Source organism: Stygiolobus azoricus (assembly GCF_009729035.1).
GTDB lineage: Archaea > Thermoproteota > Thermoprotei_A > Sulfolobales > Sulfolobaceae > Stygiolobus > Stygiolobus azoricus.
Genome location: NZ_CP045483.1, coordinates 475,564 through 495,819, shown reverse-complemented (window position 1 = coordinate 495,819; position 20,256 = coordinate 475,564). Strand labels below are relative to the sequence as shown.

Annotated in this window: 29 protein-coding genes and 3 tRNA genes; 11 read left to right on the top strand and 21 right to left on the bottom strand. The window is 39.5% G+C overall.

Going from position 1 to position 20,256, the window contains the following annotated elements; all coding sequences use genetic code 11:
- Nucleotides 1-284 precede the first annotated feature (284 nt).
- Both D1868_RS03050 and D1868_RS03045 read left to right on the top strand, forming a co-directional pair.
- Entirely contained in the window at nt 285-545 is a 261-nt protein-coding gene (locus D1868_RS03050) for a ribbon-helix-helix domain-containing protein (protein WP_156005436.1), read from the top strand.
- A complete protein-coding gene (locus tag D1868_RS03045) occupies nt 500-859 on the top strand; it encodes a type II toxin-antitoxin system VapC family toxin (protein WP_338055771.1) in 360 nt (119 codons plus the stop codon). The genes D1868_RS03050 and D1868_RS03045 overlap by 46 nt, the downstream gene beginning before the upstream one ends.
- A gap of 1,223 nt (nt 860-2,082) precedes the next feature.
- Here the strand turns inward: D1868_RS03045 and D1868_RS03040 are convergent.
- Nucleotides 2,083-2,155: transfer RNA gene (locus D1868_RS03040), tRNA-Gln, on the bottom strand.
- 240 nt (nt 2,156-2,395) lie between these two features.
- On the opposite strand from D1868_RS03040, the gene D1868_RS03035 reads away from it, so the two are divergent.
- From D1868_RS03035 to D1868_RS03025, 3 genes are all read left to right on the top strand, one after another.
- Nucleotides 2,396-2,815, top strand: coding sequence for a DUF973 family protein (locus tag D1868_RS03035; RefSeq protein WP_231112438.1), 420 nt, complete (start codon nt 2,396-2,398; stop codon nt 2,813-2,815).
- Between the two features lie 167 nt (nt 2,816-2,982).
- Nucleotides 2,983-3,055, top strand: a tRNA-Gln gene (locus tag D1868_RS03030).
- An 84-nt stretch (nt 3,056-3,139) separates the two neighbouring features.
- Nucleotides 3,140-3,496 carry a hypothetical protein gene (locus D1868_RS03025; RefSeq protein WP_156005432.1) on the top strand — a complete coding sequence of 119 codons (357 nt, stop codon included), beginning with the start codon at nt 3,140-3,142 and terminating at the stop codon, nt 3,494-3,496.
- Nucleotides 3,497-3,594: 98 nt separating this feature from the next.
- On the opposite strand, the gene D1868_RS03020 is transcribed toward D1868_RS03025, so the two are convergent.
- The 17 genes from D1868_RS03020 to D1868_RS02940 all read right to left on the bottom strand — a co-directional run bounded on the left by D1868_RS03020 (nt 3,595) and on the right by D1868_RS02940 (nt 14,275).
- Nucleotides 3,595-3,684 (bottom strand) — tRNA-Arg (locus tag D1868_RS03020).
- A gap of 23 nt (nt 3,685-3,707) precedes the next feature.
- On the bottom strand, nt 3,708-4,340 hold the full coding sequence (locus D1868_RS03015) for a DUF434 domain-containing protein (RefSeq protein WP_156005430.1): 633 nt from the start codon (nt 4,338-4,340) through the stop codon (nt 3,708-3,710).
- On the bottom strand, nt 4,306-7,026 hold the full coding sequence (gene alaS / locus D1868_RS03010) for an alanine--tRNA ligase (RefSeq protein WP_156005428.1): 2,721 nt from the start codon (nt 7,024-7,026) through the stop codon (nt 4,306-4,308). Before alaS ends, D1868_RS03015 begins: the two co-directional genes overlap by 35 nt.
- 38 nt (nt 7,027-7,064) lie before the next feature.
- Nucleotides 7,065-7,379, bottom strand: coding sequence for a 50S ribosomal protein P1 (rpl12p, locus tag D1868_RS03005; RefSeq protein ID WP_156005426.1), 315 nt, complete (start codon nt 7,377-7,379; stop codon nt 7,065-7,067).
- Nucleotides 7,380-7,426: 47 nt separating this feature from the next.
- Entirely contained in the window at nt 7,427-8,428 is a 1,002-nt protein-coding gene (locus D1868_RS03000; protein ID WP_420824480.1) for a 50S ribosomal protein L10, read from the bottom strand.
- Between the two features lie 5 nt (nt 8,429-8,433).
- A complete protein-coding gene (locus D1868_RS02995; protein WP_156005422.1) occupies nt 8,434-9,090 on the bottom strand; it encodes a 50S ribosomal protein L1 in 657 nt (218 codons plus the stop codon).
- A 4-nt stretch (nt 9,091-9,094) separates the two neighbouring features.
- Nucleotides 9,095-9,607, bottom strand: coding sequence for a 50S ribosomal protein L11 (locus D1868_RS02990; protein WP_156005420.1), 513 nt, complete (start codon nt 9,605-9,607; stop codon nt 9,095-9,097).
- 12 nt (nt 9,608-9,619) lie between these two features.
- Nucleotides 9,620-10,078 (bottom strand): transcription elongation factor Spt5, encoded by a 459-nt coding sequence (locus D1868_RS02985; protein ID WP_156005418.1) that lies wholly within the window; start codon nt 10,076-10,078, stop codon nt 9,620-9,622.
- 9 nt (nt 10,079-10,087) lie between these two features.
- On the bottom strand, nt 10,088-10,267 hold the full coding sequence (locus tag D1868_RS02980; protein WP_156005416.1) for a SecE/sec61-gamma family protein translocase subunit: 180 nt from the start codon (nt 10,265-10,267) through the stop codon (nt 10,088-10,090).
- Nucleotides 10,268-10,302: 35 nt separating this feature from the next.
- A complete protein-coding gene (gene ftsY / locus D1868_RS02975; RefSeq protein WP_231112487.1) occupies nt 10,303-11,265 on the bottom strand; it encodes a signal recognition particle-docking protein FtsY in 963 nt (320 codons plus the stop codon).
- Nucleotides 11,266-11,481: 216 nt separating this feature from the next.
- Nucleotides 11,482-11,928 carry a prefoldin subunit alpha gene (gene pfdA, locus D1868_RS02970; RefSeq protein WP_156005414.1) on the bottom strand — a complete coding sequence of 149 codons (447 nt, stop codon included), beginning with the start codon at nt 11,926-11,928 and terminating at the stop codon, nt 11,482-11,484.
- A gap of 5 nt (nt 11,929-11,933) precedes the next feature.
- Complete coding sequence (rpl18a, locus tag D1868_RS02965) at nt 11,934-12,194, bottom strand: 50S ribosomal protein L18Ae (RefSeq protein WP_156005412.1); 261 nt, start codon at nt 12,192-12,194, stop codon at nt 11,934-11,936.
- Nucleotides 12,194-12,865, bottom strand: a complete 672-nt coding sequence (locus D1868_RS02960; protein WP_156005410.1) for a translation initiation factor IF-6 — start codon at nt 12,863-12,865, stop codon at nt 12,194-12,196. Before D1868_RS02960 ends, rpl18a begins: the two co-directional genes overlap by 1 nt.
- On the bottom strand, nt 12,862-13,104 hold the full coding sequence (locus D1868_RS11015; RefSeq protein WP_231112486.1) for a 50S ribosomal protein L31e: 243 nt from the start codon (nt 13,102-13,104) through the stop codon (nt 12,862-12,864). Before D1868_RS11015 ends, D1868_RS02960 begins: the two co-directional genes overlap by 4 nt.
- Before the next feature lie 196 nt (nt 13,105-13,300).
- On the bottom strand, nt 13,301-13,456 hold the full coding sequence (locus D1868_RS02950) for a 50S ribosomal protein L39e (protein ID WP_196770265.1): 156 nt from the start codon (nt 13,454-13,456) through the stop codon (nt 13,301-13,303).
- Complete coding sequence (locus tag D1868_RS02945) at nt 13,453-13,800, bottom strand: DNA-binding protein (protein WP_156005404.1); 348 nt, start codon at nt 13,798-13,800, stop codon at nt 13,453-13,455. The genes D1868_RS02950 and D1868_RS02945 overlap by 4 nt, the downstream gene beginning before the upstream one ends.
- A 13-nt stretch (nt 13,801-13,813) precedes the next feature.
- A complete protein-coding gene (locus D1868_RS02940; protein WP_156005402.1) occupies nt 13,814-14,275 on the bottom strand; it encodes a 30S ribosomal protein S19e in 462 nt (153 codons plus the stop codon).
- A gap of 62 nt (nt 14,276-14,337) precedes the next feature.
- Between D1868_RS02940 and D1868_RS02935 the strand changes: the two genes are divergently transcribed.
- Nucleotides 14,338-15,507, top strand: coding sequence for a nicotinate phosphoribosyltransferase (locus D1868_RS02935; protein WP_156005400.1), 1,170 nt, complete (start codon nt 14,338-14,340; stop codon nt 15,505-15,507).
- Here the strand turns inward: D1868_RS02935 and D1868_RS02930 are convergent.
- Both D1868_RS02930 and D1868_RS02925 read right to left on the bottom strand, forming a co-directional pair.
- Nucleotides 15,504-16,553: a phosphate signaling complex PhoU family protein gene (locus tag D1868_RS02930; RefSeq protein ID WP_156005398.1), complete on the bottom strand. Its 1,050-nt coding sequence runs from the start codon at nt 16,551-16,553 to the stop codon at nt 15,504-15,506. The two genes, D1868_RS02935 and D1868_RS02930, sit on opposite strands and share 4 nt — an antisense overlap.
- A 62-nt stretch (nt 16,554-16,615) precedes the next feature.
- A complete protein-coding gene (locus D1868_RS02925; RefSeq protein ID WP_156005396.1) occupies nt 16,616-17,611 on the bottom strand; it encodes a DUF711 family protein in 996 nt (331 codons plus the stop codon).
- A gap of 56 nt (nt 17,612-17,667) precedes the next feature.
- On the opposite strand from D1868_RS02925, the gene D1868_RS02920 reads away from it, so the two are divergent.
- From D1868_RS02920 to D1868_RS02905, 5 genes are read left to right on the top strand one after another with little or no spacing between them, the layout of a single operon-like run.
- Nucleotides 17,668-18,063 (top strand): DsrE family protein, encoded by a 396-nt coding sequence (locus tag D1868_RS02920; RefSeq protein ID WP_156005394.1) that lies wholly within the window; start codon nt 17,668-17,670, stop codon nt 18,061-18,063.
- Nucleotides 18,060-18,290, top strand: coding sequence for a sulfurtransferase TusA family protein (locus D1868_RS02915; RefSeq protein ID WP_156005391.1), 231 nt, complete (start codon nt 18,060-18,062; stop codon nt 18,288-18,290). The genes D1868_RS02920 and D1868_RS02915 overlap by 4 nt, the downstream gene beginning before the upstream one ends.
- Before the next feature lie 39 nt (nt 18,291-18,329).
- A complete protein-coding gene (locus tag D1868_RS02910) occupies nt 18,330-19,220 on the top strand; it encodes a cysteine synthase family protein (protein WP_196770295.1) in 891 nt (296 codons plus the stop codon).
- A 37-nt stretch (nt 19,221-19,257) separates the two neighbouring features.
- Nucleotides 19,258-19,404: a hypothetical protein gene (locus tag D1868_RS10905; protein WP_196770264.1), complete on the top strand. Its 147-nt coding sequence runs from the start codon at nt 19,258-19,260 to the stop codon at nt 19,402-19,404.
- A 6-nt stretch (nt 19,405-19,410) separates the two neighbouring features.
- Nucleotides 19,411-20,079, top strand: coding sequence for a BUD32 family EKC/KEOPS complex subunit (locus D1868_RS02905; RefSeq protein WP_156005389.1), 669 nt, complete (start codon nt 19,411-19,413; stop codon nt 20,077-20,079).
- On the opposite strand, the gene D1868_RS02900 is transcribed toward D1868_RS02905, so the two are convergent.
- Nucleotides 20,051-20,251 (bottom strand): hypothetical protein, encoded by a 201-nt coding sequence (locus D1868_RS02900; protein WP_156005387.1) that lies wholly within the window; start codon nt 20,249-20,251, stop codon nt 20,051-20,053. The genes D1868_RS02905 and D1868_RS02900 overlap by 29 nt on opposite strands.
- Between the last annotated feature and the right edge of the window lie 5 nt (nt 20,252-20,256).

The window sequence follows — 20,256 nt, the reverse complement described above, 5'->3', positions numbered from 1 at the left end:
GATCAGGTTTTATGACTCTTACTATTACGATCTCAGAACTTAATGACATGATTGTTCTTGAGAACGGCAAAAAGCTTTAGAAAACGTAATTTCTCAACCATTATTGGTACAAAAGGAATTTTACGACACCTTTAGAAACTAGGTCGTCCTCTTCTAACGTATCTAAACATACATTATTGTGCCCATTTGAAGGTCAATTAAACTTTTACTAGCTCCCGTCATGTCGTTCCCTTGTTGACTCTTTTGAATGACATTTTATATACTCGTATATACAAGTATATCTTATGCAAGTGATAACTGTAAAGGTGCCAGATGAGTTGTATGAGAAGATGAAGGCACATAAGGAGATAAATTGGAGCGAGGTGATTAGGCAAGCTATTGAAAAGAAAATTAACGAGCTTGAGAACGTGAGAAATGGTGAGGATTTAATTCGGGAGTTGGAAAGGCTTGGGATAAGGGTTGAAGAAATATTGGCAGAACCACCGCAAGGTGAACGTAAATTTCAGGAGGAATTAAGGAGAAAATCTATGACACGAACGTACTAATAGACCTCTTTAAGACCTCAAAGATAAAGGAGTTAGATTACATAATAACGTCAATATTTAACGTAATTGAATTTCCTCCAATACTGAAATACGCGAGTAAACTCGTAATTTTATACCCTACAAAGGATGATTATGCTTTAGCATTAAAAATGATGGTAAAACTTAGGGAGTTAGGAAAACCAGTCGGAATTGTAGATCTAATGATAGCATCTATCGCTGTCCAGAGAAATATGATAGTAGTTTCTAATGATAAAGACATCGAGGTAATTAAAGAAGTAGAGCCCAGACTTGAGGTCACAACTTTTCATAACTGAGAGTACTGTCCCCGCTAACATAGGCGCGTTTAATAACTCAGGATTTCACGCATCAATTACCGGGGTAATTATAAAGTGTCACACGTTATGAACGACATTATTTTTAGGGAAAGAGTTTGGGATTCCCTTAGTAGAGGAAGGGACAGCTGTACTTTAAGGCTTAAATGGAGAAGCTACCGTTAGTCCCTACACTTTCATTTCACTCATTTTATGTTCATGATCAAGTGTAGGGACTTAGACCTCAACCACCTACCAGGCTTAACGATAGGTGTGTCATGGGACTTCTAGATTCAATCCATGTATTATATAGTGTTACGGTGGTCGGATTGTAAAAAGATAGCGTTATACCTTGGTTATGGTACTTTTCTTATGTATACTATACCGACAGTTAATGGTGGGTTAGTTCACTCCTTCCAGTTCACATATGAATCTAATAATAACGTATACATAGGTCCCGGTAATCCCGCGTCGGGAACTAGCTTTAAAGCTATTGTATAATGTTATCTCTTTAACAACGCCAACACGACTATAGGAGGAATAAGTATAGGGACCAGGGGCACCAAAGGGTACCGGATATTCCCAAGGTATATATTAAGTATATACCAACGCTCCATCAACATAATATACAATCCATATTATTTCAGCGGTACCATTGCCGAAATTCTGTAAATATATGAACAAGTTAGTATATGGATAGCCTTATGGTAAGGGCGATATATAGGGCGAAGATTTGTTATTTATGATCTCGTTATTATAGTAAAGGCCAAACTGTGGTGGGTAGTTTGGGTTTGAAACTTCAATGAGATAACCGGCTCTAACACATTACTTGCAGTGCCTTGTCCCCTAGTTGATCACCATAATATCCTATAGCCTTAGGACTTAATCCAACACCTACAAAGACTATGTTATGGTCTGTCCCGCGTATACGCCATATGACGCGTTAGCCACGTATATGTATTTCTTCCTCACCTATTATTGGATTCCAACAGTGGGTAAAGCTGAACCATTCGTCTGAATACCCATACTCCGGCTATTAACGGGTTTTGTATCTGCATACTATGGAGTTTGCCCTATCTGACTTGCCGTTATTGCTGAGGTAGTTAACGATGTTAGAAGGGTAGCTAAGATTGTTATAGCGAAGGGTAGCAGAGACATCATTATATCGACCTTTAGAGAAGATAATCGAATTAGCATTGGGGGTGTTAGGAGTATTTTAACAAAGGTAGCCGGGCCCGGATTCGAACCGGGGTCCCAGGGGCCAAAGCCCTGGATCCTTGGCCGCTAGACTACCCGGCTAAGATCAGAATTATATACCTAATTTAAAAACCTTATTCCCAAAATCTGCCACATTAGTATTATAAGACGATAGAATAATCCTACTTTTATAGTCAATTACAAACCTTCTATTTGTTTAAATGTTACAACTCCTTTTTCTTAGTACTTATTATATCCATATGATTAACTTTGACAATTTTAGTTGAATCTATGATATTACTTGAGTTAATTTTATATAGACATTGTACCTTTTATTTTTTAGTGAAAACGATAATCGTAAGTGAGTTATTTAAGGAATCTAGTATTATGAGGAGTAAGAAGGGTTTAAGTGGTGCTGTAACTGCAATAGTCCTAGTAATTGCTAGTGTAATAATTGCTTTAGTAGTTGTAGGTTTCACTTTCAGTTTATTAGGCACAGTAGGCAATACACCCACAGTAACACAAGTAGGAACAGCAACATTGAGTGCAGTTACTGCTAGTAACGGCACAATACTCTATTACGCAGCTAATGTTACTTTACACTCTACTGGTAATGTACAAATAGTGTCTGCAACGATAGTAGGAACCACAGAATCAGCAAGTAACATTTCCCCCATTTCCTTATCTGCTGGACTTACCACAGTTACACTGATCTTTCCGCCCAACTCCAGTTTCACTCCTCAACCTGGAACCATTTATTAGGTAAGAATTAGCCTGAGTGACAGTACTACCATACAAGTGGCTGTTCATTACACTGGTTACACAGTTTTCTAATCTAACCATGTAACTTAACTGGAATGGTTTTTTATGCTAATCACACTGAGCACTAGACGGAAAGTTTTTTAGATTATTTTTTAAAGATAAATCTTAGCCGGGTAGTCTAGCGGCCAAGGATCCAGGGCTCTGGCCCCTGGGACCCCGGTTCGAATCCGGGCCCGGCTACCTTTGTGGGGGATACTCCCCACTCACTTTACGTGGTTTAAAAGCATTGGAAATGCTTTTAATTTACAAATCCGAAATATAATTGTGTTTGACCAACTCTTACAAATTATTCATTATATCGACCAAGACAGAATAATTGACGCTGCTTCTAAGTTACTTGAAATAGTTAGAGATAAAGACGACGAAGAGGTAATGAAAATAGCTGCTGAATTAGAAAAGGAGATCAAAGAGTTAAGAGAGGAGAAGAGTATATTAGAGGTTGTAAGTCCGACTTATGTGACAGAGTTTAAACACTTACTCGAGGAAATGGAAAATGTGAGAAAGAGAAAGATCAAGTTGCTTTCCATGGAGTTAATAAACAGACTAGGTGGAAACAACTATCTTGTTAAGGAATTATTGACTCAGAGAAGAGTTGAGGTAAAGCCTCACACATTTATTTGATTATGTTTGTACTAATTTCTAAGTGAGAGTGTAATAGTTCACATATCATCTAGAAGAATTACAGAGTGAATCGTGACTTAACCTACAAGAGGGTATAGCGGACCCGGTGGGATTCGAACCCACGACCACCGGCTGTCTTCCGGCCCCGTTAGGAGGCCGGCGCTCTATCCTGGCTGAGCTACGGGTCCAATCTTATAATCACTTATTCCACTTAAAGGTTTTTCGGATTAGGAGGAAAAGGAACCACATTGATCCCACTATAGCTCACTAACTCGCTCAACAAGTCGTAAACCTTACCCGCCCTCATGACCACCACGAAGTCGTTAGATACTACCACCTTACCGCTAACAATTACTTCTATATCAGCTTTCTTCACTGTAACAGCAGGGATCCCTCGGGCTCTCAATTTCCCAGCTATTTCACCACTCTTACTTATCTGGGCGTCTAAAATCAACTGGAACCTCACACCCTTCAACGATAAAAACTCTGAAACGTATAGTAAGGAATCAAAAACTTCTTCCTTTTCCTTCCTCTTTCCCAGTCCAAGATCTCTAATAAAGCCGTCGTCACATATAAAGACTTCATCATCATGGATCACGGAAAGTAACGTGAGCCCTATATTATATCCGTCTACAATTACTTCTTCCGCGTCTTTTACCTTCTTCTCTTTAACAGCCTTTATTTCCTCGTCACTATGGGTACAGCGGTAGAGGAGTAGCCTTTCCTTCGATTTGAGGTTGTATCTAGCTGACACTAAGTCCAGTGCGGGCTTCCTATTATAACCCCTATTTATAAGATATTTGTAGTCCTCATAAGCCCTCAGCAATTGCTGACTTAACAGCATTTATTACGTTCTCCTCTGAGGCGTTAATAGTCACGTTACCGTAAGTCCCTTTACCTCCTCCCTTACCTCCTAAACTCCTCAACTTCTCTATTATCTTATCCACCTTGAGGTCTTTACTGACTCCTATTTCCACGACTCTATTCGCTTCCCTCACTGTGATTGACAGTACTACCTTTTTAGGTGATGAAGTCAACTTTCTCATAGCCTCTTTGATGAGCTCGTCATCATAGATGTCCTTAATTACGTATAGAGTGACGTCACTTACGACGTCGTTTCTGGCTATCCTCTCTATCTCGCTAAGTACCATCCTTCTGTAGCTGGAAAGTAATTGTTCTTTCTTCTCCTCTTCCTCTAACAATCTCTTGACCCTAGCCTCTAATTGGGAGGGGGACGTGTTAAGGCTCTTTGACACTTCTTTGATCTTCTCCTCCTGCGCCCTTGCGTATTGTGATACTACATCCCCAGCTACATACTCAAGTCTTATTATACCGTCTTGTAGTTTCTCTACGTTAATGATTTTTAAAGCACCGATCTCGCTGGTGTTGCTTAAGTGGGTACCTCCACAACCTTCAATGTCCCAGTCTTTTATCTCGATTAGCCTCACCTCAGCCCCTTCAGGGACACCTCCAGCATATATTGACACTCCGTACTTCATCTCAGCCTCTATCCTATTGATGTTGAACGGTCTAACCGGTCTGCGGTCGTTAATCACGTAATTGGCGAGGTCTTCGATTTTCTTTATCTCCTCTTCTGTAGGCATTTTATAATGAGTAATGTCGAGCCTCGCTTTCTGCGGGGTTTTTTCCGCACCGGCTTGCCATACGTGTTCGCCCAAAACTTTTCTTGCTGCGGCCAAGATCACGTGGGTGCCTGTGTGATGCTTCATTATCCTATACCTCCTCTGCCAGTCTATCTCGCCGTAAACGATAGTACCTTCCGGTATTTTCGCCTCTCTATCCAGTATGTGGATTACGTAATCCTTGATTTTCTGCGTGTCGACTACCCTATATTCAGTATCGCCAACCTTGATTACTCCGGTATCACCTATTTGTCCTCCTCCCTCTGGATAAAAGGCGGTCTGGTCTAAGACTAGGTAATTTTTGTAAGATAGGAGTACTTTACCTTGAAAAGACCTCTGGTACTGATCTTTGTAATAGAGTTTGTTAGTAGGTGGTAATGCTTTCTCCTCTATGATCTTTATGAGGTCTTGGGGTAGTTTTTCTTTCTTTCCTCCTTTTATAGGTGCTGACTGATGTCTTTTAGCGACTAAAGCGTAAAAATTATGGGGGACTTCTACCTTTACGTTGGGGTTAATCTTGCGGGCTTCTTCTGCCACAATGTCTGGGGGGATACCGTTAGAGTCGTATAGTTTTACTAAGTCCTCAGCCGTTATCTCCTTGCTTTTCTTTACCAAAGAGGAGATTGCTGAAGTCGCTTTGCTCATTGTCTCTTCAAACCTCTCCTGCTCGAGTTGAACCACGTCAAGTATATAGTCCTTGTTTTTCAACATCTGTGGAAAGTCTTCCTTCCAGTAATCTATTTGCTCTTTGATTAACTCGTAAAGTTTTACGTCACTGCCCAGTAGTTTGAGGACTCTCAGTGCACGCCTTATTAAGAGCCTACCTAAATAACCCTCACCTGAATTAGATGGGACTAAACCATCTGCTAACATCATAGCTATGGTCTTTGTGTGGTCTAGTACTTGGAACACCCTTGCAGCCCTTGTTAACTCCTCATTGACGAAGTCGAATTTAACCCCCATCTTTTTAGCTACTTCTTCCCTATGCCTTACTATTGTTTCTGGTTTATCCGGGTCGATCCTACCTGCTAAAATTGCGGCAGTCTTTAACAATTCGTCGTCTACTTTATTCACCCCAATCTTATCGAAGAACTTGTAAACAAGGTTACCGTAAATCGCATGGAATGCTGTGGGAGTCTTCTGAGTAAACCACGCCATTCTCTCTACTCCGTAGCCTGTATCCACGATTTTCAGCTTCAAAGGTACGTATTGGTCTCCTTTGATTTCATATTGCATGAATACTAGTGTTGCCAGCTCTAGTCCCCCTACTGTCACCTCAAAAGATGGTCCTGCATTACCTCCACCTTCCCACCAAGACTCCTTGAAGTTGAGCTGTTCTTCCGGTATCCCCAGTTCTTCTGTGAAGAACTCCTTTGCGAGAGATACAGTCTCTTCTTTCCAATATACTTGTTTGTCAGGATAGTTAAAGGCGTGGTGAGCTGCCATTTCGAAAGTTGTCAAGTGCCTGCCGAAGGTGATACCTACGTTGTCTACATCTTCAAGCCTTATACAAGGTTGGGAGATAACTAAGGGGTTTGCGGGAGGTGGGACTACGCCACTTGTGACGAAAGGCTGAAAATCTACAATGCTCGCTATAGTTAGGTATAAGTCCTCCCTCCACCTAGCTAACACCGGTTTGGGCGGGATTATGGTATGTCCTTTCCTCTCAAAGAACTTTAGGAACTTATTTCTCGCTTCTCTTACGGTGAGGGGAGGGGACTTTATATCTAAATCAAAGAAGTAGTAGTCCGTACAAGGTACGTCACTACAAACTTCACGGGATTTGTCTTTAGCCCAGAAAGGGGTTGAACAAGACTTACATATTTTTCTTTCGTAATTATTTGATAAAAAGAAATTAAGTCTGTATTCGCTTTCACTTACTTTCATAGATTAAAATGCGTGGAGGGGTGTTAAAAAGAGTTTTCTTATCCGAATAGTGAGGCTAAACCGCCACCAATCTCCTCTTCACTAGGTCCCTTCTTCTCCTCTTCCTCCTTCTTCTCCTCCTTCTTCTCAGCAGGAGCAGCAGCCTGAGCAGGAGCAGCTGCTACAGCTACTGGCATTGCAGTGGCGTTCTTGAGGACTTCGTCAATGTTTACTTCTTTTAGGGCAGCTACTACAGCCTTTAACCTAACTTCGTCTACGGTTATACCTGCAGCAGAGAGTACGTTTTTGAGGTTATCTTCATTTATCTCTTTTTTAGCCGAATGTAATAAGAGGCTCGCGTAGATGTATTCCATACTGTATCAATCCTCTTTAACCGACAAAGCAATATATAAAATTTTCATTAACCGAATAGTGAGGCTAAACCGCCACCAATCTCCTCTTCACTAGGTCCCTTCTTCTCCTCTTCCTCCTTCTTCTCCTCCTTCTTCTCAGCAGGAGCAGCAGCCTGAGCAGGAGCAGAAGCTGGTACTTGTATACCTAAGTCTACTTTACCACTGATTGCTCCGGCAAGTGCATATGCCTTAGCCATAGCTCTTGATATTACTGCTTGTGCTGTTTCAGGAGTTATGTAGCCTATTTCAGCAGCTAAGGAAATGGCATTTCTTGCAGCTTTCTGTGCTGTGACCTTCAGTACTTCTGGCACTGGATAGGCTATTTCTACAGCTAAGTTGAAGGCGTTAAAGTGAGCTTTCATTACTTGATCCTTGTACTCGTCTAAGTTAATAGCCAGTTGTTCACCGGGTATTAGTATGCCTCCTTCGTATGCGACTTTTATGCTGAGTTTTATATAGACGGGCATTATCCCTAACTTTTGTAGTATAGGTATAGCATCAGGAGGAATTGGATCACCAGGCTTTGCTATCACGGTATCTTGTAATACGTGGACTTTACCGTCTTGAACCTTGGTCTTAACCTTAAGCTTACCGAAAGTGCTCAGTATAGGACCTGCAGGCATTCCAGTGTCTCCAGCTGGTATTACTACTTCTTCATCTGCCTTGTCACCAGGCATTGCATACCTCTTTAGTCTAAACTTGGAGAGGAATAAGTGGAGTTCGAACGGGTTTGACTTGGTGAAGATATAAGCGTTTGAACCAGTGAGATAAGGTTCGAATTTAGACGCGTCAATACCAGCTTTCTTAAGAGCTAGTTCGAACAAACTATTCCTAGTTACTTTTATCTCAGCTTTCCCTCTCAATTTCTTTCTAATATCGTGCAACTTGTCAGCTGGGAAACCTTGTATATCTGCGATTATTATTGTAGGGTACTCCTTAAGTTTTTGGGTTAGTTCTTCTACTTCCTCTATCTTCCATTTCGGAATTTTGTGTTGAGTTACTAAGGCCATCTTAATCACTTCACATTAACTTTTACTACTTTACCCATAGTGGTTTTTACATATATCGCTCTCAAAATACCTTCAACTCTAGTCTTATTTTCGATAGCGTTAAGTACAGCTAAGGCATTGTCTGCTAGATCTTCAGGCTTCATATCTTCAGTTCCTATGAAAGCTTGAACATGGGGCTGGTCTTTTGTCTTAACTAGTGTTGATCTCTTAAATCTATTAACATACTCTGAGACGTCAGAAGAGTTTGGAAGGGGAACCGGGAACTTTCCTCTAGGACCCAGTGCGGGTCCTATTATCCTACCGGCTAATGCCATGGAGTCCTGAGATATCAAGAACCAGTCGTTCTGTCTCGCGAGTTTCTTCACTGGCCTCTTCTGTCCTTGTAACTTTTGTAACTCTTCTTTAGTTAGGATGACGTTAGGTTGGGCTTTCTTAACTGATTCTAACTGCTCAAAGGAAGGTACTACGAGAACTTTCCTAGCCTTTGTAGGAGCCTTAGGTAATGGGACTATCTCCCTTAGTTTTATTTCTCCTTTTTTCATATCCACTCCTTTAAAGGTTACTATTATGTCAACGCTCTGAGTGAAGTTCCTCTTAGGATTGTTTGAAGGGTCTAGTGCTTGTTTCAACGCTTCCACTAGACTATTTCTGTCGGCGATCATAATTTCACCCTTCTACCTCATTCCATTTTTGCTCATATTTGGTTAATAAATCATCATATTTACCTTGTTCTACCTCTTTTACGACCATCTTTGGGTCTTTACCCTCTACTGTAATTCCTATTGATCTCGCAGTCCCTAGAATGCTCTTTACTGCAGCCTTTAGGGTTTTAGCTGTTAACTGCGGCTTTTTCTTTATTGCTACGTCAATTATCTGCTCCATCTTTAAGTTCCCTATCTTCTTGTGCTCGGGGTCACCAGAAGGTGCTTCAGCACCTACAGTTTTGAGAAGTAAGGATGTGGTGGTTGGAACACCTACCTTTATCTCGTACTTCTTGGTGGAAGTGTCAATTTCTATAGTTATAGGTACTGTCATGCCTTTAAATTGAGATGTTGCCTCATTTATTTTCTTTACCACTTCACCTACATTTAGTCCTAGTTGTGAGAGCGTAGGACCCAGTGGTGGGCCTGGCTTTGCGTTTCCTCCTTCAACTACGATTTTTATTGACTTTGTGGGCATAAGCTTATCACCTTACTTTTTAACGGGTTTAACCTGGTCAAGGGGGACTGTAACCTGAAGAGGAAATGATGATTCCAAAATATTTAAAACTACTTCATTCTTTGCACTATCTAATCTCTTTACTTCCGCTTGCATACCTCTAAAAGGGCCGCTCACAATCTCTACTATATCGCCCTCTTTCACAGTAGGTATTGCGATGGTCTTAGAGACGAATTTGACTACATCTTCTTTTTGGACTAATCCATGGGCTACTCCTTTTACGTGTCTTATACCAGTAGCTACCAGTTTTACTACATGTGGACCAGAGGCTTCTACAATGACATAACCCTTGACGTTGGGCGGGACAATAATTGAATAAATCTCTTTAACGCTATTTGTTTTGATCCTCTCTTCGATCATCAAGGCTACGTTTATTTCCTGACCAGCCGTAACTCTTACTGCGTAATAGTTCCTGAATTTTGGTGCTTCCACCATATTCACCTATTTTATAATTAGGGTAACGGTAAGTTGTATTATATACGCGAGGATCCCGACAACTCCGATTACAAGTAGTGTAAGCTTAATGTTGTAGTTTAACATATCCTTGTCAGGTTTTTTAGCTACGCTGGTTATCAGTTTCCAATCGTCCTTGAGTTTTTTAAGGGACTCTAACAATGCCATATGTAGATAGTTTTTGACCATAATTTTAACTTTAACTACTGAAATATTCTCTTTATAAACCAGTCCGGATCGAAGGGGACTAAACTGTCATATTCTTGTCCTACTCCCAAGTAGATCACGGGTTTCTTAATATCGTAAGCTAATGACAAAACTATTCCTCCTTTTGCGTCAGCGTCCACTTTAGTGAGTATTACTGCGTCATAGCCGATATTATTCTCGAAATATCTAGCTTGTTCAAGAGCGTCGTTACCAGCAAGTGAATCTAGGACTAATATCCTTAAGTCCGGCTTTGTTATTCTTACAACTCTCTTGAGCTCTTCAACTAAGTCAGCGTCAACGTGCATCCTTCCCGCAGTGTCAATTAGCACCACGTCTATGTTTCTGCTTTTTGCAGAATTTATGGCGTCAAATGCGACTGCAGCAGGATCCCCACCGTATTTCCCCCTAACTAGGGGTATTTCGAGCTTTTGGGCGTGATAAGCCAGTTGTTCTTGAGCAGCTGCCCTGAAGGTGTCGGACGCAGCTATAATGGAACTGATACCGTTTTTCTTCAGCATGTACGCTACTTTAGCTATTGTCGTGGTTTTTCCAACACCGTTTACGCCGAAGAAGACAATCACGTAAGGCTTCTTACCTTTGCTTTTTATTTCTTTTACTAGATCGAAGCCTCTGTTTTTTGTAAGGATCTCTTCTATAGATTTTTTTAGAGAATCTGTTATTATTTTCTCTATCTCCTCGCTTCTACTAACCTTCTTTCCTACTAGGGAGTTTTTAAGGTCTTCTAGTATCTTTTCCGACACTTCATAGGAGACGTCAGCCTCGAGAAGTTGGTATCTAAATTCTTCAATTAATTCTGTTATGTCATCCTCCTTTATAGTCTTATATTTGAGGAAATCGAAGAAAGAGAAACGTGATTTAGACTTCTCCTCAGCCTTCTTTTCCTCTTTAAGTTTTTCCGTTACGGATTGCGGAGGAGACTGAGTATTAGGTTGAGAGATTTGGTCAGTGGGTTGAGGAGGAAGAGGTTGAGGTTTCGGTTCTTGTAGAGGTTTTTGATCTTCTTTCGCTTTCTGTTGAGTTGTTTCTTGGGGGATTTGAACATTTTGTTGGATTCCAACTTTTTCCTCCTGATCGGGTTTTTTCTCCTCTTCCTCTTTTCCTGTTACTTTACCTAAAAAATTAGAAAGTGCTTTCTTTAATTTATCGAAACAAAATTATTCACCTGTTTGAGCTTGGGCTTGGATAGCGGATAGAACTTGTGCCAGCTGGTTATAAGCCTCTATTGATTTAGCCAGTTCGGCTTGTAAAGCCTTAGAATAATCGTTTAGTTCTTTTTCTTTATCGTCTAGTATTTTCTTTGCAGTCTGTGGATCTACTTCTATAAAGTACTGCATTCCTAAGTGGACTATTACTTTCACGTTGTTTATATTACTCACCTTAAACATGACATTGCCTTTCCTATCTCCGATCATTATATACTCCTGATTACCTTTACCTATCTCATCTATTGCACTTTTTGAGGATTTAACTGACTCAATTGAGTCTAAGACCTCAGTTAAGGTTTTCTGGAGAGTATCTATATACTCTTTAAGTTCCACTGCCTGCTGGTAAAGAGCCCCTACATCTATGGCTATTTGTCCGCTTTGTTCTCTCTCACTCATGCTACTCACAATATTATCTTTTCTAACTTTACTAAATCTCTTATTGTCTTATCGTTTATCTCTTCAGGTTTGACCTCCCTCATTTCCTCAATTTTAATGTTATACCTCTTAATCTTGTTTTTGCTTCCGAAATCACTGCATATTTTTTCTAGTGCTTGTTTCTCATTTAATGCCCTAATGTACTTAACGAATTTTTGCCTTGTGGGAAATCTAGACTCGTTAAATAATGCCGTTCCTCTGACCATGAAAATTTTGATCTCGGACATCAATCATTAAATGCTCTTTGGATTCTTAAAATCTCTGGTCCAGTAGTGGACGAACCAACAAGGACTCCGTTCTTGTTTGCAACTAGCCCACTCCTTATAAAGACGCTTCCGAAATTAACAGTGCCCGTATCTAATTTTACCTTGAAGAATTCAGACAGTTCAGTTAGCTCCTCTTCTGTAACGTCTACATGAACTAACCCTGCTTTGTCAGTCACGACTCCTACAGAACCCACAGTGATTATATTAGCTATGCTACCCCTCTTCACGGCTTCAACAGGAATAACCTTTCTAATCTTCTCTACCTCTACGTCTGTCAGTTCTTTATACAATAAAGCAGCATGTGAGTTCATGAGTATTATGTTACCTAATGCTGTAGGCTTAATATCTAAGATCTCAACTCTCACATCTTTGGCTTGTTGCTTTATGCTTTGGTATTCGTCGTCTGTAACAGTCTTAGGCAGAACGATCACATCGTTGTTACCAGAGACCAAAATACCTACAAGAACACTCTTAGCCACTGTAGTCTGGATTATCTCGGTCTTCAAAACTTCCTGAATCTTATCTAGAACTAGCTTGTCTTCTATCTTAGGTAAAATAGTATACTTATCATTAGTAAAAACATATATTCCTATATTATCCGTCCCGAATATTGAAAGCTTGTCTAAATTCATTCACTCTTAAGTGCGAGAGTAACTAAATATATCTTTTCCCCTACCTTTCTAACATTTATCCTTACTTTCCTCACAATCTTATCCTTACCGTTAGTAGATACTGCTCTAGCCAATATTGGATCGATTATAACTCTCTCTGCATCAAAATGTCTTTTGACAATGTTTCTGATCATGTTAAGTGCCCTTCTAGTTCTCACGGTTCTTCTACCCATGAATGCTCTTCTGAAGTTTACTACCATCTCGAAATTGTCCTTTTCTTTCTTAGCCCTCTTTTTCTCAGCAGTTTTTTGCTCCCTCTTCTCGCTCTTCTTCTCTTGTTGTGCCTCTTGATTAACTTCGGTCTGCTTTTGGGGTTGTTGTTCTACTTGTTGTTGAGTACTAGTTTGTTGGTTTTGAACTTCTTGTACTTCCTGCTTGTTTTGTTCAGACATCTCATTACACCTTCAGGCTACTCCTTCTCCAATTCCTTTTGAGAGGGTTAAATCTGATTTTAGCATTAGTTTTTAAAACTACCCAAGCTGGAATTGCTGAGTTACTTTTAATCGCTTTTGCGAGTCTCAGTTTTTTGCCTAAAGGTTTATGCTTACTCATTTCCATCCCCTTTCCTTAATTGTTATTTTGAAATCTTTTTTAGTTTGAGAGGTGAGTTGTGCTAAAATTTCCTTTAACTCCTCATCAGTTATAGGAGCTTGAATTCTCCCTGCTTGTGCTAAGGCTATTAGTTGATTCTCAATAGCTTCAGCTATTTCTGGCTTAACGAGCTTTACATTTGCTAACCTTTGCCTAGCTTCTGGTGTTAGTATAACTCGTAAAATTGCTTCTTTCTTAGCTTCAAGTTCGGCTTTTCTTTGTTGTTCTTCTAAGGCTCTTCTCTGCTGTTCTACTGCTTTCCTTCTTAATAACTCTTGAAGTTCTTCATCGTACTCGTCACTCATAATAATCACCTAATTACTCTAAATACTTTTTCAAATCAGTTCTTTTGTCAGCCAGCTCTTTAAATATTTCGTATGATAATTTGTCCAAAAGCGACCTTCCTTTAGGAGAGAGAACTCTACCTTGTTTTGTCTTAACAATTAACCCGGCTTTCTCAAGCTGACGGAATATAAGGCGGTTAGCGTGACCAGGAGCTCTTACTGATATAGGTGGTCTAGTCCCTCTCCTCTTTAATCCTCCATAAATCCTTCTCGTCTCACCTACTCCTAAAGGCTGTTGCATATAAACTCTCCTGAGCAATGAAGCAGCCCTTATATACCACCAGTTTTCTGAGTTATCTGGAACCCTTTCTTTGAAGCTAGCTGTTTTTGCATATAGAGCCCAATCTGGAGGTTGTAACTCCTTAACGTTCTCCTTTAAGTACTCGCTGAGCTTTTTGATCAGCTCGTCGGCTGGAACCATATTTACAGTTATCATACGCCTACTAATCACTCATTTAAGGTTTAAAAGTTAATCTGACTTTCTAATTTCGATGGATAATGAGATTTTACATAGCCAATGAGGCTTCGATACTAAAGGGAGAAATAACGGACGTTTATTTCGATAGAACAATAAGAACTTTAGAGCATTTAGGACTTAAGGAAGTCAAAGTTAGAATGGAAATACACTCCTACGGCCTCCCTAAAGACTACAAATGGGCAGTTTTTACTGGGCTAGAAGAAGTGTTAAATCTCCTGGAAGGAAAAGATGTAACAGTATACGCGATGCCTGAAGGTACGCTCTTTAAGGAAATTGAACCAGTTATGATAATAGAAGGTAACTACTTAGATTTCGGTGTCTATGAAACGGCTTTTCTCGGGATTTTAAGACATTACTCAAGTATATCTACAAAGGCAGCTAGGATAAAGAGACTGGCATTAGACAAGACAGTTTTATTCTTCGGATTAAGAGCGCTTCACCCGGCTATAGCTCCGATGGTGGATAGAGCTGCTTATATAGGAGGTTGTGATGGCGTATCGGGAGCCTTTAATGAAAAAACTATAGGCGTAAAGCCGTCGGGAACTATGCCTCATGCGTTAATGCTGTCTGTAGGTGATAACGTAAAGGCGTGGAAAGCCTTTGACGAAGCCATGCCACCTGATGTAGCGAGAATAATGCTTGTGGACACTTTTGAAGACGAGAGAACCGAAGCACTAAAGGCAGCTCAGTTACTCAAGGATAAGTTGTACGGAATCAGGTTAGATACACCGTCAAGTAGAAGAGGGAATTTTAGGAAGATAATTCAAGAGGTTAGGTGGACTCTCAATATTCACGGTTTTACTAACGTTAAGATATACGTTAGCGGTGGAATAGATGAAGATGATATTATACAATTAAGGGATGTAGTTGATGGCTTCGGTGTCGGAACAAGTATAGCTACTCCATCTGAAGGTGTTGATTTCAGTGCCGATATTGTAGAAAAGTTCGAAAACGGCAAGTGGATACCCTTCACTAAAAGAGGAAAATGGCCTGGAGCAAAACAAGTGTACAGATGCGGAGATACTCCAGATACAGACGTAATTACATTACTCGACGTACAACCTCCAAGACCAGAGTGTAAACCACTGTTGAAAAAAGTAATGGAAAGGGGTAAGATAATTACTGATCTACCGTCTGCAAAAGAAATAAGAGAATATGTTCTAGAACAGTTAAAGAAGCTTCCTAATTAGTCTATAACTATTTCCTTAGTATTTTCTAAGCTTCTATTAAATGCTATTTCAACTATGGGTTCCATTCTTCTGATAGCGTTATATAATCTCAGATTAACTGTCCTTATAGCTATTAGTATCCTGTAGTTCTTTATATTAGAAGTTGAATTCTCTATGTTTGTGGCTTCGCTTATTAAAACCCTCCTGAGGGTTCTGAGTTCTTCCATAGTCTCGTTTATCAATTTAGCGTCTTCTTTGGCAAGGACTTTCATAGTATGGTCTATTATTGCTGTAGACTGCTCTATTAAATCGAACATGTTGTTCCAGTAATTTTTGACTTCTTCAAGTTCTTGGGGTGTGAGAGTCAACAAGTCAGTAGCAGCTTCACTTATTTCATCAGCAGACTCCTCAATCGCCTTTATTAATATTCTATTTCCTATCAGCTGTATCCTTTTAACACCTATCATGTAAGCCAAGCTACGATTAGATTGTGAAAGGAGCAACTGCCTTAAAGCTAGATAATAAAGTCTATCAACCTCCTTTTCTAACTCTATTGTTTCTTGCAGGAATGTCCTACTACCCTCTTTTATACCCAAGCTTAAGTAATGGAGCATTTGCTTCAGATTATTAATTAGCCTGTTAAGTAAGCTTGTCATCGTGTATTTTGTGGGATCTAAGAAGGACTGTATTTGAATATAATCCACGTTCTGAACCGTAATTTCATATCCTATTAGACTTCTTACTGCTTCTTTCACCTTTCTCAGTATGTCTTCACTAAACAGCTTGTCTTTGCTCTCTATCTCGATCTTGTCAAAGCCAAGAATGTATAAACCGTAAATTATCCTCGTAACTATTTCGGGCATTATATTGTTTGAAAGAAGTACTTTCACCTCTTTAGTTGCGTTTTGTAGTTTCATATTTGGTGGATATACTTTTAGGCTTCCGTCTTCATCTACCTCCAAGTATACACTCTCCCCTGGTGATAATCCTACCTCTTTTACCCATTCAGCAGGTAATGATACCATAAGTGTCGATTTACCGAATTTCTGAACTCTACGAACCTCCATTTTTACTCACTAGTCTATGTTATATATATTTGTAAAGTTTATAAAAGTAGTTTAAATGTGTATCAGATTATTTTAATCTCGGGTATTTTGCCATACTCTTTAAGGTAAATTTCTCCTTCACCAGTAGACGGAATAATTCTAATTCCGTAAGGTCTTCTTTTAGTAAACTGGATTGCCATGGAATCCCTTAAGATCTTTTTGTATAATTCTATGTCTCGTTTCACCGCTATCATATCTAATCCAGCAACACAAACAGAAGTCAATGCCATTAGCTGAGATAGGGTTAAAGAACCTTCTCTAACTCTTTCCATCAAAACGTTGTCTTCAGCTACGGGTAACATGAGTTCAGAAAAACCTATCGGAGTTATTTTTAGCCTCCAGACTAGCTCGAATATCCTCTTATTTATACTCGCAACCGTGTACAACTGTCCGAAAGAGAACATCTTCTCTCCGGAATGATTTTCTATTAGTCTTCCAGTGCTCTCTTCCATCCATGGGGACAGAGAAGCATCTATACCTAGATACCTTATTCCTATTTCCTTGCTTATTTTTTTGCTGTATTCGTCAGCAAATGCTAGAACTCTCTCCGCTCTGTTCTCCTCGAATTCTCTAACATAAATTAGCGAGGAAGATAAAGAGTCATTTATCGTGTTAGCGCTACCAACTGGAAAGTAAGGAGTGGTTAGGAATTCCTCGTTTACGAGTATTGCTACTCTTGTTGCAATTTCGGGGTCTAATGAATATACTAATTTTGCAACGTCGTCAATATACTTACTATCATTAAGTAATACGGAAGCATAGAACGATTTATCCGTAGATAAAAAGTCCGCAATACTTCTCAGTTCACCTTTAGCTCTTCTGTGTATGATTGAATAAATTACACCTTTTCCCGTAGGTATTTGATTTACTTTACGGTCTAAGTCCTTTAGCTCTGGGGGAAACGCTATTCTTTTTGTCCATACTACTTCGTCTTTTATGTTCTGGAGCTGATCTGTATATCTAGCTAACTTGTCCATATCTTCTGAAACGAAGAAAATAGTGATGGCTCTTATTTTCATACTGTCCATCTATGCTTGACAAATATTTTAGTTTACTGGGAAAATGATCAATTAGAATGCCTAAGCTTACAATTTTGCTGTCTAACAACAATTTAGATGCACTATATCATGCTTTGACTCTAGCTTTATCAGCTAGGGCTTTAAACTGGGAAGTTAAAGTCTTTGTGGTTTCTCAAGCAGTAGCTCTCTTTTTAAAGTCCTCAAAACCTAAGTTAGATATGCCTTTTCTTGCTAGGTTCTACATAAAGTTTCAGATGCGAAGGCTTAAGATAACCGATGCTGAGAAAATGCTTGACGATGCTATAAAAGAGGGTGTGGAGTTTTACGTAGATGAAGTAGGTCTTAAGGTTATAGGGGCTAGTAAGGAAGAGCTTAAAGATGGTGTAAAACTTTCAGGAAGTATTACGTTTTTAACCCAGGCAAGAGAATCAGATGTGGTGTTGTCCCTATGATAATCGATAGTGAGGACGTTTGCCCAGTAGTTCTTGTAAACGTCTTGAGGGCTTTCAGAGAGGCTAAAGACGGTGAGGAAATAATAGTCAAAACTAAGTGGGAAGCTGCTGTGACAGAATTAGAGAAGTGGTGTAGAGAGACGAACAATCAGTATTTGGGATGGAGTAAGGAGGGTAGCAAATTCGTAATAAGGATGAAAGTTGTAAAGAGAGATAATAATGCTTAAATTTGATAGTAAAATTAAACATAATTGGCGGTCAATATTGTGTCAAAGGAGTTCCACGTATTCACAAATGCAATAGAACTAATGGAAGGGATGTGGCCTACTCCCCTTCTTAAGTTAAATATAGGAAATAACGTCTGGGCCAAACTCGAATTCTATAACCCATTAAGTCAAAGCATAAAGGATAGGACTGCGCTCTTTCTCTTCAAAGAAGCACTAAAAAGGAAAACAGAGCACCTTGTTGAAGCTACGTCTGGCAATACCGGTATAGCGTTATCGGCGTTATCAGCTATCTACAACGTGAAGTTTACTGTATTCGTCCCTTCTACTGCACCTTCAGCGTTTCCGGTACTGATGAAGTTACTGGGGTCAGAAGTAATCTCAGCAGGTTCTTCAACCAACGATTTACTGCCTTTAGTAAAAAGACTTAGCTCCTTCGGAGGGTATACGCATCTAGACCAGTTCAATAATGAAGTTAATGTGTTAGCTCACTACGAGACTACGGCTAAAGAAATTGAAGAACAGTGCAACAATGCCGGGATCAACTTGAGGAGAATTATAGCCACGGCTGGAACAGCTGGACATTTGGTCGGTATAGCGAAGTATTTTAAGGAAAAGAGAGGTGATCAAATAGAGATAATAGGGGTTAACCCTGCAGAAGGAGAAAGAATTCCGGGAATAAAGAGAGTTACCCCTGATAATAAATTCCTGAAAATGGTCAAAATAGATAGGCTAGTTGACGTTACTTTAAAAGAGGCTGTAGAGGGGGTTAAGGATGTAGCTAGAAAGAGCGGTATTCTGATAGGTTTGAGTGCTGGAGCTACAGTTGCGGCTTTTAAGAAATTAGGGTTAATAGACGATACCGGGGCGACCGTTCTTATATTCCCTGATGATGCGTTTAGATACACTAACGAGCTCTCACAGTATGTGTAATTAGTTTTTTAAGGAAATACCCCTAAAGTTTAATCCCGTGACCGAGGTCATAATAATTTTAAACAAAAATGGAGATATATTGGATTTTTCTCCAAGAAATATAGATATAAGAGAAATTTCTAAGCTGAAACAAGAAGAGGTATATGACGATGGCGAATTAATAAGAATAAAAGCTGTAGTTTAAAATATAATGCGACTGGAAGATTTCTTCAAAGACATTTACGTGCAGACGAAGATAGTTACGGTAGACAATCAGAAGTTGGTAATTAAGTGTTATAGTTCATCCACTAGTTTCAAGTGGTATCTTATCTCACCATCATTCAGGAATTATCCTTACAGCTCAGACCCAGAAGAGAGAATGAACAGAGAGTTAAATTTCTTTACGTATAGATGGAGGGAGATAATAACACCTGAAGTAATAGACTTCGATATGGAACAGATATGCCTTTACAGAGAGTTCCTAGAAGGAGAAGAAATTAGGAATTTAGATCATTTCGAAAAACTTGGAAAGGCTTTACGCCACATACACAATGAGGGTTTTGTTATGGGTGATACAAAGTTGGAAAATTTTATTACAGTTCAAGGAAAAATTGCAGTTATCGACGCTGAACAAGCGATTATTTCCACGGATATTTCTCTTAGAAGTTGGGACTTGCTTGTCATATCTTTTTCCACAGCTTATACTTTTATAAAGGAACCTCTTACTTTCGGAAAAGCGATTGAGACTTTATTCTCTAATTACGAACTGTCTAAGGAACAAGCTGAAGAACTTCTAGGAATAAAAGCTATCGGACTTATAAGTTTGATACCTTTCCTCCATTTTTCTATGTTCAGAAAAGTTGTTGAGAAATACTTATAGTCACTCCGTTTCTCTCATCCTTAGAGATCACTATTTCTTCGTCGTTTATTCTTGTTCCACATGCAGGACATCTGTAAAAATACCTTACTACTTTTTTGCCGTCGCTAGTACTTTCAGCTTCACCTATAAAATCCATTCTAATATTGCATTTTGGACAAAGAAGCTCTTTCATCCTGA

What these genes read in the sequence shown, in the direction of transcription:
- D1868_RS03050 (WP_156005436.1), top strand. Translation starts at nt 285, where the DNA reads ATGCAAGTGATAACTGTAAAGGTGCCAGATGAGTTGTATGAGAAGATG.
- D1868_RS03015 (WP_156005430.1), bottom strand. Translation starts at nt 4,340, where the DNA reads ATGCTGTTAAGTCAGCAATTGCTGAGGGCTTATGAGGACTACAAATAT.
- alaS (WP_156005428.1), bottom strand. Translation starts at nt 7,026, where the DNA reads ATGAAAGTAAGTGAAAGCGAATACAGACTTAATTTCTTTTTATCAAAT.
- rpl12p (WP_156005426.1), bottom strand. Translation starts at nt 7,379, where the DNA reads ATGGAATACATCTACGCGAGCCTCTTATTACATTCGGCTAAAAAAGAG.
- D1868_RS03000 (WP_420824480.1), bottom strand. Translation starts at nt 8,428, where the DNA reads ATGGCCTTAGTAACTCAACACAAAATTCCGAAATGGAAGATAGAGGAA.
- D1868_RS02995 (WP_156005422.1), bottom strand. Translation starts at nt 9,090, where the DNA reads ATGATCGCCGACAGAAATAGTCTAGTGGAAGCGTTGAAACAAGCACTA.
- D1868_RS02990 (WP_156005420.1), bottom strand. Translation starts at nt 9,607, where the DNA reads ATGCCCACAAAGTCAATAAAAATCGTAGTTGAAGGAGGAAACGCAAAG.
- D1868_RS02980 (WP_156005416.1), bottom strand. Translation starts at nt 10,267, where the DNA reads ATGGCATTGTTAGAGTCCCTTAAAAAACTCAAGGACGATTGGAAACTG.
- pfdA (WP_156005414.1), bottom strand. Translation starts at nt 11,928, where the DNA reads ATGAGTGAGAGAGAACAAAGCGGACAAATAGCCATAGATGTAGGGGCT.
- rpl18a (WP_156005412.1), bottom strand. Translation starts at nt 12,194, where the DNA reads ATGTCCGAGATCAAAATTTTCATGGTCAGAGGAACGGCATTATTTAAC.
- D1868_RS02960 (WP_156005410.1), bottom strand. Translation starts at nt 12,865, where the DNA reads ATGAATTTAGACAAGCTTTCAATATTCGGGACGGATAATATAGGAATA.
- D1868_RS11015 (WP_231112486.1), bottom strand. Translation starts at nt 13,104, where the DNA reads ATGGTAGTAAACTTCAGAAGAGCATTCATGGGTAGAAGAACCGTGAGA.
- D1868_RS02950 (WP_196770265.1), bottom strand. Translation starts at nt 13,456, where the DNA reads ATGAGTAAGCATAAACCTTTAGGCAAAAAACTGAGACTCGCAAAAGCG.
- D1868_RS02945 (WP_156005404.1), bottom strand. Translation starts at nt 13,800, where the DNA reads ATGAGTGACGAGTACGATGAAGAACTTCAAGAGTTATTAAGAAGGAAA.
- D1868_RS02940 (WP_156005402.1), bottom strand. Translation starts at nt 14,275, where the DNA reads ATGATAACTGTAAATATGGTTCCAGCCGACGAGCTGATCAAAAAGCTC.
- D1868_RS02935 (WP_156005400.1), top strand. Translation starts at nt 14,338, where the DNA reads ATGAGATTTTACATAGCCAATGAGGCTTCGATACTAAAGGGAGAAATA.
- D1868_RS02930 (WP_156005398.1), bottom strand. Translation starts at nt 16,553, where the DNA reads ATGGAGGTTCGTAGAGTTCAGAAATTCGGTAAATCGACACTTATGGTA.
- D1868_RS02925 (WP_156005396.1), bottom strand. Translation starts at nt 17,611, where the DNA reads ATGAAAATAAGAGCCATCACTATTTTCTTCGTTTCAGAAGATATGGAC.
- D1868_RS02920 (WP_156005394.1), top strand. Translation starts at nt 17,668, where the DNA reads ATGCCTAAGCTTACAATTTTGCTGTCTAACAACAATTTAGATGCACTA.
- D1868_RS02915 (WP_156005391.1), top strand. Translation starts at nt 18,060, where the DNA reads ATGATAATCGATAGTGAGGACGTTTGCCCAGTAGTTCTTGTAAACGTC.
- D1868_RS02905 (WP_156005389.1), top strand. Translation starts at nt 19,411, where the DNA reads ATGCGACTGGAAGATTTCTTCAAAGACATTTACGTGCAGACGAAGATA.
- D1868_RS02900 (WP_156005387.1), bottom strand. Translation starts at nt 20,251, where the DNA reads ATGAAAGAGCTTCTTTGTCCAAAATGCAATATTAGAATGGATTTTATA.